General features: G+C 38.0%; 11 protein-coding genes. 2 read left to right on the top strand and 9 right to left on the bottom strand.

What is annotated here, in order from left to right:
• Nucleotides 1-54 precede the first annotated feature (54 nt).
• The 9 genes from MKY88_RS05740 to MKY88_RS05700 all read right to left on the bottom strand — a co-directional run bounded on the left by MKY88_RS05740 (nt 55) and on the right by MKY88_RS05700 (nt 10148).
• Nucleotides 55-1134 carry a BMP family lipoprotein gene (locus MKY88_RS05740; RefSeq protein ID WP_069480390.1) on the bottom strand — a complete coding sequence of 360 codons (1080 nt, stop codon included), beginning with the start codon at nt 1132-1134 and terminating at the stop codon, nt 55-57.
• Between the two features lie 54 nt (nt 1135-1188).
• Entirely contained in the window at nt 1189-1917 is a 729-nt protein-coding gene (locus MKY88_RS05735; RefSeq protein ID WP_008178950.1) for a GntR family transcriptional regulator, read from the bottom strand.
• A 188-nt stretch (nt 1918-2105) separates the two neighbouring features.
• Nucleotides 2106-4397: an FtsK/SpoIIIE family DNA translocase gene (locus MKY88_RS05730; protein ID WP_328202946.1), complete on the bottom strand. Its 2292-nt coding sequence runs from the start codon at nt 4395-4397 to the stop codon at nt 2106-2108.
• A 153-nt stretch (nt 4398-4550) separates the two neighbouring features.
• A complete protein-coding gene (locus tag MKY88_RS05725; RefSeq protein ID WP_069480388.1) occupies nt 4551-6218 on the bottom strand; it encodes a ribonuclease J in 1668 nt (555 codons plus the stop codon).
• 260 nt (nt 6219-6478) lie between these two features.
• Complete coding sequence (dapA, locus tag MKY88_RS05720; protein ID WP_069480387.1) at nt 6479-7378, bottom strand: 4-hydroxy-tetrahydrodipicolinate synthase; 900 nt, start codon at nt 7376-7378, stop codon at nt 6479-6481.
• Between the two features lie 13 nt (nt 7379-7391).
• Nucleotides 7392-8429 carry an aspartate-semialdehyde dehydrogenase gene (locus tag MKY88_RS05715; protein WP_036124081.1) on the bottom strand — a complete coding sequence of 346 codons (1038 nt, stop codon included), beginning with the start codon at nt 8427-8429 and terminating at the stop codon, nt 7392-7394.
• A gap of 82 nt (nt 8430-8511) precedes the next feature.
• Nucleotides 8512-9102, bottom strand: a complete 591-nt coding sequence (locus MKY88_RS05710) for a dipicolinate synthase subunit B (protein WP_008178956.1) — start codon at nt 9100-9102, stop codon at nt 8512-8514.
• Nucleotides 9096-9875: an NAD(P)-dependent oxidoreductase gene (locus MKY88_RS05705; RefSeq protein WP_008178957.1), complete on the bottom strand. Its 780-nt coding sequence runs from the start codon at nt 9873-9875 to the stop codon at nt 9096-9098. The genes MKY88_RS05710 and MKY88_RS05705 overlap by 7 nt, the downstream gene beginning before the upstream one ends.
• A 9-nt stretch (nt 9876-9884) precedes the next feature.
• Nucleotides 9885-10148 (bottom strand): hypothetical protein, encoded by a 264-nt coding sequence (locus MKY88_RS05700; RefSeq protein ID WP_004224966.1) that lies wholly within the window; start codon nt 10146-10148, stop codon nt 9885-9887.
• Between the two features lie 141 nt (nt 10149-10289).
• On the opposite strand from MKY88_RS05700, the gene MKY88_RS05695 reads away from it, so the two are divergent.
• Nucleotides 10290-10667, top strand: coding sequence for a GntR family transcriptional regulator (locus MKY88_RS05695; RefSeq protein ID WP_008178959.1), 378 nt, complete (start codon nt 10290-10292; stop codon nt 10665-10667).
• 1 nt (nt 10668) lies between these two features.
• The gene (locus MKY88_RS05690) at nt 10669-11511 is read left to right on the top strand and encodes an ABC transporter ATP-binding protein (RefSeq protein ID WP_069480385.1); all 843 of its coding nucleotides are present in this window, start codon (nt 10669-10671) and stop codon (nt 11509-11511) included.

The following is an 11511-nucleotide window of genomic DNA, read 5'->3' as shown; positions in this document are numbered from 1 at the left end:
AAAAATCATCATAAGGTCCTTCTTAAAAGTCCCTTATGATGATCAAAAGATGAATTATTTTTCCACTTTTTCTGGAACTTCGATTTCACCCTTAGCAATTTTTTCTTTATATTCTTCGATTACTTTTTGTACATCTTCTGGAATTGCACCGCGAGAATCCGCAAGTTTAACCCCATCTTCAGCTAAACCATAAACTAGTGTTTCTCCACCAGGGAAGTCACCGTTTTTCGCTCTGTTTGAAATATCTATTACTGCTGTGTTAACACCTTTTAGCATTGAAGTTAAAGTTACGTTTGTTTTATCATCTACTTTACCTTCATCGTATTGGTCAGCATCTACACCGATTACCCAAATATTTGCCTCTGGATCTTTTTTCTTGCGTTCTTTTGCTTCAGAGAATACACCGTTACCAGTTGCACCTGCAGCGTGGAAGATTACATCTACACCTGAAGAGTACATACCACTTGCTGTAATTTTACCAACATCAGCTTTATCGAATGCGCCAGTGTATTTATTTTCGATGACGATATCTGGGTTAACAGTTTTTGCCCCTTCAATGAATCCAGCTTCAAAGCGATTAATAACTGGAATATCTACGCCACCTACAAAGCCGATTTTACCTGATTTAGACATTTTAGCTGCCGCAACACCTGCCAAGAAAGCACCTTCTTGCTCTTTGAACAATACTGATACTACGTTGTCAGCTTTTACTTCAGCATCAATGATTGCAAATTGGCCATCTGGATTTTCTTCAGAAATTGCAGCCATTGCATCTTCCATCATATAACCAATACCGAAAATTAAATTGAAGTCACGACGTAATAATGCATTTAAATTTGAATCATAGTCTGCATCTGATTTTGATTGTAGGTAGTCAAAACCATCACCTTTTTTAAGACCGTGTTCTTTTCCGTAAGCTTGAACACCTTCCCATGCAGATTGGTTGAATGATTTGTCATCAACGCCACCTACGTCAGTAACCATTGCTACTGAAAATGATTCTTCTGATGTTTCTCCACCTGAAGCATTGTCATTTTCTTTTGCAGGTTTTTCGTCTTTTGTACCACAAGCACCTAAAATTGCACTTGCCGCTAATACTGATGTTAATACTAAACCAAATTTACGTTTTTTCATTTAATTAACCCCCCAAAGGTATTGTAATTAGCAGGAAAAAAATTTAGAAATGTTCTACACCCGTTTACGAACTACATGGAAGCTGAATTTATCAGCTCGGAAATAATTTTTTGAATAGAGCACTACTTGATCATGGTCATCGTAATGCAACTGCTTTAACACTAAAAGAGCTGTTTCACGTCCACAGTTTAAAATCGGTGAAGCTTGTTCATGATACCCAACTGGATCAATGTACGTAACCGCATAGGCCACATGAATTTTTCCAGATTGCTCAAGAGCAGAGAACAGTGAAACTTCTTTTTTTTCGACAAAGTCAGTAGGCAGGAAGCTTGCGGGTAGCTTGTCTATACAGTAAACTACGGGCTCACCGTCCGCTGTTCTGACACGTTCAATTGTGAGTATTTTATCGTCGCCATCACATTGGAAGCGTTTTAAATCTTCCTCAGAAGGGATGTGCTCGGCCGCCTTTAAAAAACGCGAACCAGGCTCCATACCCGCTGCCTCGATCATAGAAGAAATGCTCGATAAATGCTCGATGCCTGATGTAAACAACGGCTTAGGGTTGACAAAAGTCCCAACCCCGTGTCGGCGCACAATCACATTTTCCTCTTCCAACAGTCGAAGTGCTTCTCTAAGTGTTGCTCGACTGACTCCGAGTGATTTCGATAATTCAAATTCTGAAGGCAGCTTTTCATTTTCTTTAAAAATGCCAGCCTCAATGTCAGATTTTAAACGATCGATTACTTGAAGATAGAGATGACGATGATCTGCTTTAATAGTCACATATATCACCACCAAAATCAGAGATCAGACATCTGATGTACAACATTCCTACTAATCGTTCATAAATATAACATTTTTGCAGAATGAAATAAACAGTTTTAAATAAAATCTGTTATAGAATTCATTCTTTCTTCAAATTCATTGCAAATAAATAGACAAATATACAGAAATGAACAACCATTTAATGTTTAATTGTCGTATTGATGAATAAGCACTTGACGAGGTTTACTGCCCTCGGGAGGCCCGACAATACCTCGTTGTTCCATTTGATCAACAATACGTGCAGCCCTTGAATATCCAATTCGGAAGCGACGCTGAAGCATGGAGACAGATGCTGTTTGCATACTAACAACTAATTGCACTGCTTCGTCATATAATTCATCGGTTTCCTCTAAAATAGTTTCTTCTTCAGTAGGAATCATCTCCTCTTGATACTGTGCTTTTTGCTGTTCTATAACAAAATTCACAACAGCCTCAACCTCTTGATCTGATAAAAAGGCTCCTTGTACCCGTTTTGGTTTTGATGCACCGGCTGGTAAAAATAACATATCCCCACGACCAAGTAATCGTTCTGCTCCACCCATATCTAAAATCGTTCTCGAATCAATAGCTGAAGAAACTGCAAAAGCAATTCTGGATGGAATATTAGCTTTAATGACACCTGTTAAAACATCTACACTTGGTCTTTGCGTTGCAATAATCAAATGGATTCCCGCTGCACGTGCCATTTGGGCTAAACGGGTAATTGAATCCTCCACATCACTAGATGCGACCATCATCAAATCTGCTAACTCATCTACAATAACTACAATATAAGGTAGCTTAGGATGCTTTTCATCTGTCTGCTCATTGACCTTTTGTACATGATTATTATAGCCCTCAATATTTCGTGTTCCAGTATGTGAAAACAGGTCATAACGGCGTTCCATTTCAGAAACAACTTTTTTCAAGGCTTGAGAAGCTTTTCGTGCATCTGTCACAACAGGCGCCAATAAATGAGGAATACCGTTATAAACATTTAACTCCACCATCTTCGGGTCGATCATCATGAGCTTTACTTCATGTGGTTTTGTACGCATTAGTATGGATACTACTATGCCATTTATACAGACACTTTTCCCACTACCTGTTGAACCCGCTACTAGCAAATGCGGCATTTTATTGAGCTCTGCTAGCACAGCTTGTCCCGTAATATCTCGTCCAAATGCTACCTGCAACAATGCTTCCGGCTTAGCGCCATCCTTCGATTCTAATACCTCTCGTAAAGTGACAATGGCTACCTCACTATTTGGCACTTCAATACCAATGGCAGATTTGCCAGGGATTGGTGCCTCCATGCGGATATCCTTGGCAGCCAGCGCTAATGCTAGATCGTCTTGCAAATTGACAATTTTACTTACCTTGACACCAATATCAGGTAAAATTTCGTATTTCGTAACGGCTGGTCCTAAATGAACTTGTGTGACCTTTGCCTTTACACCAAAGCTTTGCAATGTTTGTTCAAGCTTTTTGGCATTCGCCTGGATGACGGAATATTCTCCACTTTGGTCATGTTGTGGTGGTAATTGTAATAGATTATAAGATGGAAGCTGATAGTCTGCATTTTCTACAGTATCTGTCCCTTGAATATGGACCTCATCCATGGCTTCATCGTGTTCATTTTCCACTATATCTGCCTGATCAAATATAGTTCTTTCCTGAGACACATTTTGAGTAAATGCAGAAATTATCGGCTCATGATGTATTTCTTCCTCTTGCTCAGACATATCCGTAGTTTGATTGACCGCTGCAATCTCGTCCACACTTTCTGCTCTAGAACGACGATTGCTTGGCTTTTTAGGTGCATTTTTCTTCTTATCACGATGTTTCTTTTTCCATTTACCAAAAATATCTGGCATTTTCTCTGCCAAATATGGCACTAATGCTTTTCCAGTAACCAAAATCAAGCCGATAAAGAAAATAACCCATGCAACGACTCTCGCCCCTGATGCTTCAAATAGAACGTGAAGACCACTAAATAATAGGGCACCAATCATTCCACCACCTAGTGCATTACTGCGATGAATAATCCCCTCGGTATTGATGAGAATTCGCCATGATTCACGGAGAACCGAATCAGATAATAAGCCACCTGATTTTGATAATTGTTCAAATAATATGCCATGACTAAAAATAGTTAAGCTCATAATAATAAGGAGCATGCCTAGAATTAAGCGGTCTTTCATACCGACTTTTTTACGACCAATCATCATTAATAACGCAACAAATATTAGCATAAATGGAACCGCAAAATGTAAATTTCCTAAAAGAAACATTGCGAAAGTTTGTAGCGTACGCCCGATCATACCGTATTCAAAAATCATGATGACCGCAAGCGCAATTAAGAGCAGTCCTAGAATTTCAAACATAAGTGGAGACATTTCTTTCTTTTCTGTTGTTGCTTTGCTTTTAGTAACCTTTTTTCTTTTACTAACCGCCATCTCTATCACCTTCTTCTGCAATCCATTTTATATATGTAGCGAATCATACCATGTAGAACTCGAACATTTCAAAAAAAGGATTTTCCACCGCAATTGGGAGAAAATCCTTTTCCATTTACTTTTCCTCAAAGTCTTGACGATGAGTCATTTGTATTAATATTCCATAATGATTGGGATAATCATTGGACGACGCTTTGTTTTCTGGAATAGGTACGTATTTAAAGTATCACGAATTTCTTGCTTAATATTCGTCCATTCAAATGTATCTTTCCCTACATATTTTTCAATGACAGTTCTTGCGATGTCCGATGCCTCGACCATTAACTCTTCTGATTCTCGAACATATACAAAGCCGCGTGATAAAATTTCTGGACCAGACGCAATTTTCTTTTGAGCACGATTTAATGTCACGACCACAATGAAAATACCATCCTGTGATAATAATTTACGATCACGAAGAACAATATTCCCCACATCGCCAACACCGATTCCATCAATTAAGACGTTACCAGCTTGTACACGTCCACTCATGCGCATTTTATTATTTTTATATTCAACAATATCCCCTTTATCAGCGATAAATATTTGGGATTTTTGCATGCCCAGCTGTTGAGCTAACTTAGAGTGAGCAATCAGCATACGATATTCCCCTTGAACAGGAATAAAATACTTTGGCTGCATTAAATTTAACATAAGCTTTAAATCTTCTTGGCTACCATGACCTGATACGTGCACATTTTTGCTAGAAGTTAGAATTTCAGCCCCAGCTTTAGAAATGGAGTTCATCGTATTAGCCATCTGCACTTCCATACCAGGAGAAGGCGTAAATGTAACTAAAACTGTATCACCTTGCTTAATTTTAATGTCACGATGATGCTTACGTACGATTTTTTCTAGAGCATCTAAAGGCTCCCCTTTATTACCAGTTGTAATAATGATAATTTCATCGTCTTGATATTTTTGCATTTCTGAAATGGAAATAATGGTATCTTCTTCGACCGTTAAATAGCCAAGCTGTACACCTAAATCTACAGCCTTTTCTAATGGCTTCCCGACAATCACTACTTTACGGAATGATTTTTGAGCTTGAGCAAATACTTGTTGAATTCTGATAAAATTCGATGCATAAACAGCTACTAAAATCCGACCTGGTGCTGAATGGAATGTTTTTGATAATTGTTCTTCAATAACAATTTCCGATGTCGTATAACCTGGTCGCTCAGCTTCGCAAGACTCAGATAATAGAATAAAGACGCCGTCTTCCCCTAACTGGGCCATTTTCGCTAAATCAGGTTTAAATTTACCTGTCGCCGATTGATCGAATTTGAACTCTCCTGTATGAACAATCGCGCCTTCAGATGTATGGAACACTACCCCTAACGAATCGGGAATACTATGTGTTGTGTGGAAGAATGTTACATACGTTGAGTTAAAATTCATACGACTACGGTTTGTTACTTCAAAAAACTTTACCTGATGTGGTGCAGGTAATTCTTTCAAATGTTCCTTTGCTAGAGCAATTGTTAATTTTGAGCCGTACACTGGTGCCTTTATTTTTTGCAATACATAGGCAATAGAGCCAATTGCATCTTCATGTCCGTGTGTTAAGAATATACCTTTCACACGCTCTTTATTTTCTTCTAAGTACGTAATGTCAGGGATCACGATATCTATGCCTAGCATCTCGTCCTCTGGGAACATTAATCCACTATCTACTACAAATAGCTCTTCATCAATTTCTACTACGTACATTGCCTTTCCAATTTCGCCCACACCCCCAAGAGGGATGATTCGAATCAATTCATTTTTCTTTTTTGTCAATTTATTTCCTCCTAAAAAATATCCCGAACAGCAACCACTTAACATTTATTATACGGTTTGCTAAGCTTTTGCACAAATTAAAAATACATGTTTCACATCAGAAATATATTTTCTTATCTTTTCATTATTCCTAGTAGATGGAAAGGCAGATATTGGATTCCTTATATAAATAGAGTCATTAGAGTATTTTTGAGGATGAGAAGTTATGGATTTCTGAAATAAAAAACGAAGCTGATTTGAATGATCAGCCTCGTTTTTATTTATCTAAAACTTCTCGCTTTTTCTTGATACGTATCCCAAATGTTGTCAAAGTTTACCTTCTCTTCATCAGTCATTTCCATCATTGGCAAACGAACATTGAGTGTATCAAAGCCTAGTTTTGTCATCGCATATTTAATAGGTGAAGGGTTCGGTTGAGCGAACAGCGCACGTACAAGAGGTAATAATGCTCGGTGAATTTTGGCTGCTAGCTTATGATTTCCTTCTTCAAACGCTTTAATCATTAATTGCATATCATTGCCTACTACATGAGCAGCAACAGAAATAACGCCTGCCCCGCCAATCGCCATTAGTGGCAATGTTAGGCCATCATCTCCGCTATACACTAAGAAATCATCATCTGGATCAACATTTTCGATAACATCACCCATCTGATCCAAATTGCCGCTTGCTTCTTTAATCCAAGCGATGTTAGGAATCTTACTTAATGCAACAGAAGTTTCATAGGCCACATTCACACCAGTACGCCCAGGGACATTATAAAGCATAACTGGTAGACTCGTTTGTTTAGCAATCGTTTCAAAGTGAGCAAAGATCCCACGTTGATTTGGTTTATTGTAGTAAGGAGCTACAAGCATTATGCCATCTGCTCCATTTTCTTCTGCTTTATGGGTCATGGCTATAGAGTATGCTGTTTCATTGTCCCCTGTACCAGCAATAACTGGCACACGACCAGCTACCTTTTCTACTGTAAAACGAACAACCTCTATTTTTTCTTCAGTAGACATTGTTGGATTTTCAGAAGTCGTACCACAAGCAACAATACAATCTGTACCATTGTCGATCAAATGATTAATAATACGTTCTAATTCTGGATAATTTATCGTGCCATCATCTTTAAACGGCGTAATCATAGCCGTTCCAATTCGACCTAAATTCATCCTTACACCCCTCTTATAGTAAGTTATCCTCAAGCATTGCTTCTGCAATTTGGATAGAGTTTAATGCAGCGCCTTTTAATAGATTGTCAGAAACGATCCATAGATGGAATCCTTTTTTGTTGTCTAAATCTTGACGGATACGTCCTACAAAAGTAGCGTCTTCCCCTTCTGCATAAATAGGCATTGGGTAGGTTTGTGTTGCAATATCATCTTGTAATACTATACCTGGTGCATTGCGTAATACGTCAAAAATCTCTTGGATTGATGTTTCTTTCTCTACCTCAATATAAACAGACTCTGAGTGACCTGAAACGACCGGCACACGAACGCAAGTAGCAGCAACTTTTAGCTCTGGTGCATGCATAATTTTTTTCGTCTCATTAATCATTTTCATTTCTTCGTATGTAAATCCGTTATCTGTGAATTTATCAATTTGTGGAATGACATTACGAGCGATTGGGTAATGGCGCTTATCACTACCAGATGGTAAAATATTTGCTTCTACATCCCTACCTGCTTCCCAGTTTGCGCTTTGTGTTTTTAATTCTTCAATAGCAGAAATACCTGCACCTGAAACCGCCTGATACGTTGAAACAAGCACTTTTGTTAATCCAAATGCTTTACGAATTGGCTCAAGTGCAGCTACCATTTGAATTGTCGAGCAGTTTGGATTTGCAATAATCCCTTTATGCTTCGCCAGATCGCCTCGATTCACTTCAGGTACAACAAGTGGTACCTCTGGATCCATTCGGAAATGGCTCGTATTATCAATAACTACCGCACCACGCTTTGCTGCTTCGGGTGCAAGCACAGCTGATACTGAACCACCAGCTGAGAATAAAGCGACATTGACGCCTTCAAAAGCTTCAGGTGTCGCTTCTTCAATTGTATATGTTTGACCATTAAACTCGATTGATTTTCCTGCTGAACGTGCAGATGCTAGAAATTTAATGTTCCCTATTGGAAATTTTCGTTTGATTAATTGCTCCATCATTTTTGATCCTACTGCTCCTGTTGCTCCAACAACCGCAACTGTTAACTGCTTTGTCATCTGTCATCTCTCCTTGAATACAAGTTCCATAATGTGTGCTATTGTATCACAAAAATACTGAAAATTGTGTGTAATCTATGATTTATTTGAAATATTGTATCAACAGCGGTTGTAATTGCTTTTTCTGCGTAATTGCTGCATGAACAGTATCTACCATTTGGTCAAAATCAGCAATTAGAGAATTTGGTTTGGAGTGAGGAGAGTCCTGACCAAATGGGATAAAGTAAATATTTTTGGCATTTAACAACTTCATTATATTTATTCCATTTAAGCCGAGTGCATCATTTGTTGAAATTCCTAACACTACAGGTGATCCATTACGTAAAGTTGCCTTTGCTGCCATAAGAACAGGGCTATCTGTAGCCGCATTGGCAAACTTACTAATACTATTACCTGTCATTGGAGCGATTACCATTGCATCCAGTGGATTGGATGGACCAAATGGCTCCGCTTCTTTTATAGAAGAAATAACTTTTTCTCCAGTTAAAGCTTCTATTTTTGCAATCCATTCCTCCCCTGTACCAAAGCGTGTAGCTGCATGTAAAACGGAATGGGTAATGATTGGTATAACCGTTGCACCAACATCCATAAAATTTTGAATTTTAGGTATGACATCTTCATACGTACAATGAGAGGCTGTAATACCTAGGCCAATTCGTTTCCCCGTTAACAATTTTCTTCCTCCTCTATGGCCTTGCACAGAATTTCAGCAGCATCATGTGCAAAGTATTTCCCAGGCAATGATGGCAACAGTACATATGTTTGAAGTTGCTCAGCATCTATATCCAAACAGCCTGGCTCTGAGGCTAAATCATATAAAACTGCTGGAACATGATCTTTAAACGATTCTGTAATCCATTTAGCTGGAATGGTATTAATAAATGTACCTTCATTAATTGACCATAAACGATCATCTAAGTCCGTAGCTTTATAGCCATATGCTTTAGCTTCACTCACTTGTACAACCGAACGTGCAACAATATGAACATTTGCCCCCATTTTAACTAGTAAAGAAGCGAGCATTTTTGCGATACGTCCGAAACCTGCAATTGTAAAGTTTTGTCCGTAAATACATTTTTGCTCGAGTCCGTAAAACGTGGCGATAAACCCCTCTGCTGTTAATCTAGCATTTTGCCAAATAAACGATTCTTGTTGCAAATAGCAAAGGGATTCATTTTTTTCTAGCAGATGCTTCCAGTGCATAGTTAAACGACCTGTATAGAATTTAACCTGTGATATACCATATAGCTGTTCTACTTCTATTTTTAAAGGCAGGATAGGTAGAATAATTTTATTTGGTTGAAATTCTAAAACAAGTTTATTTAACTCCTCGTTCCAAACTGTCGTTCTTTTATAAAACACTGTTCTCGATGGACTTCTTAACATTGTTGCTAGTTCTTTTAATCTGGAGTCCTCACCGATAACGAGCCATTTTTCGTTTTCCAAAAGCTCACCTCACTGTAAATATTCTGACTGTACTGTAGATGTCTTGTTAAATAAAATTCGATCTTCACCAATTAATATAATTTCGTGCCAAGGTATCATTTCACTAACCTTCATTTTCTTTTTTTGGAAAGGTAATTTATCTTTGACAATCTCAAAACCATGTATTTTTCCTGTTTGCACATCTAATAGGCATTCTGTATGAGCCAGGATGCCAAAATGTACACCACCCTCAATTTGAATTAACTCTTTATCCACCATCTCAGATAGTAGCATTTCTCATCTCCCTCCTTGAGCCGTTACCTCAATATATGCCGAGTTTTTGTAAATCGTGCCCCCTACCAAAAGTAGGAATATATTGCATTTCCGCCCCAATCTGTATATAGTGTGTATATACAGTTATAAGAGGTGAGGATTTTGCATATCCATTTAAGCAATGCCAGTGATAAGCCCATATATGAGCAAATCACCATCCAGCTCAAAGAAGCCATTCTAGCTAATAAATTGCAAGCAGGTGATGCCCTACCATCCATTCGTGCTTTAGCTAAAGATTTAAAAATAAGCGTAATGACTACCAAACGTGCCTATGCCGACTTAGAACGGGATGGCTTTATTGAAACAGTCGCTGGGAAGGGAAGCTTTGTAACGGAACGTAACCAGGATTTCCTTCGTGAGGAGCTCTTGCGACAAGTAGAGGAACATGTGCTGAAAGCCGTAAAATTAGCGAAAACAGCTGGTCTATCAAATGAAGAATTACAAGATTTAGTCACTTTAATGTTAGAGGGGGATCATTAAGATGAATGCCATTGAAATTCATGACTTACATAAAGGATTTGAAGGTTTTTCACTAAAAGATGTAAGTTTTTCAGTACCTCAAGGAACAGTAATGGGCTTTGTTGGAGAAAATGGTGCTGGAAAATCCACAACGATTAAGTGCATGCTTAATTTAGTAAAAAAAGAATACGGCGATATATTACTTTTTAATAAAGATCATGTCGAACATGAACAATCGATAAAAAATGACATTGGCGTGGTTTTTGACGAATTACACGTACCCGAAACGTTGACTGCGACTCAGCTTGACAAAATTATGAAAAAGGTATTTAAAACATGGGATACAGATTACTACTTTGAACGATTAGCTCAATTTAACGTGCCAAAGAAGAAAAAAATAAAGGAACTTTCGCGAGGCATGAGAATGAAGCTATCAATTGCTTTAGCATTGTCCCATCATCCGAAACTCTTAATTTTAGATGAACCAACAAGTGGTCTGGACCCCATTATTCGCGATGAAATTTTAGATTTATTTTTAGCATTTATGCAGGATGAAACACACAGTATTCTTTTTTCCTCCCATATTACAAGTGATTTAGAAAAAATAGCCGACCATATCACCCTTATTCATAATGGAGAAATTTTATTGAGTGAAAGTAAAGATGCCCTTTTATATGAGTATGGCATTTTCAAAGGAAGTCTTGAGGAGGTAAACGAATTACCTGAGCATGCGATTATAAGAAAGCGCAATGGCGTATTTGGAATCGAGGCATTAGTACTTAAAAAGGAAGTAAATGAGATTTTTAAACTTGAAAGACCCTCTATCGAAGATATTATGCTATTTTTCGTGAAAGGGTGTATTTAA

Origin of the sequence: Lysinibacillus sp. FSL R7-0073, from assembly GCF_038009065.1 — a bacterium.
Classification (GTDB): Bacteria; Bacillota; Bacilli; order Bacillales_A; family Planococcaceae; genus Lysinibacillus; species Lysinibacillus fusiformis.
This window is presented reverse-complemented; position numbering and strand designations above follow the sequence as displayed.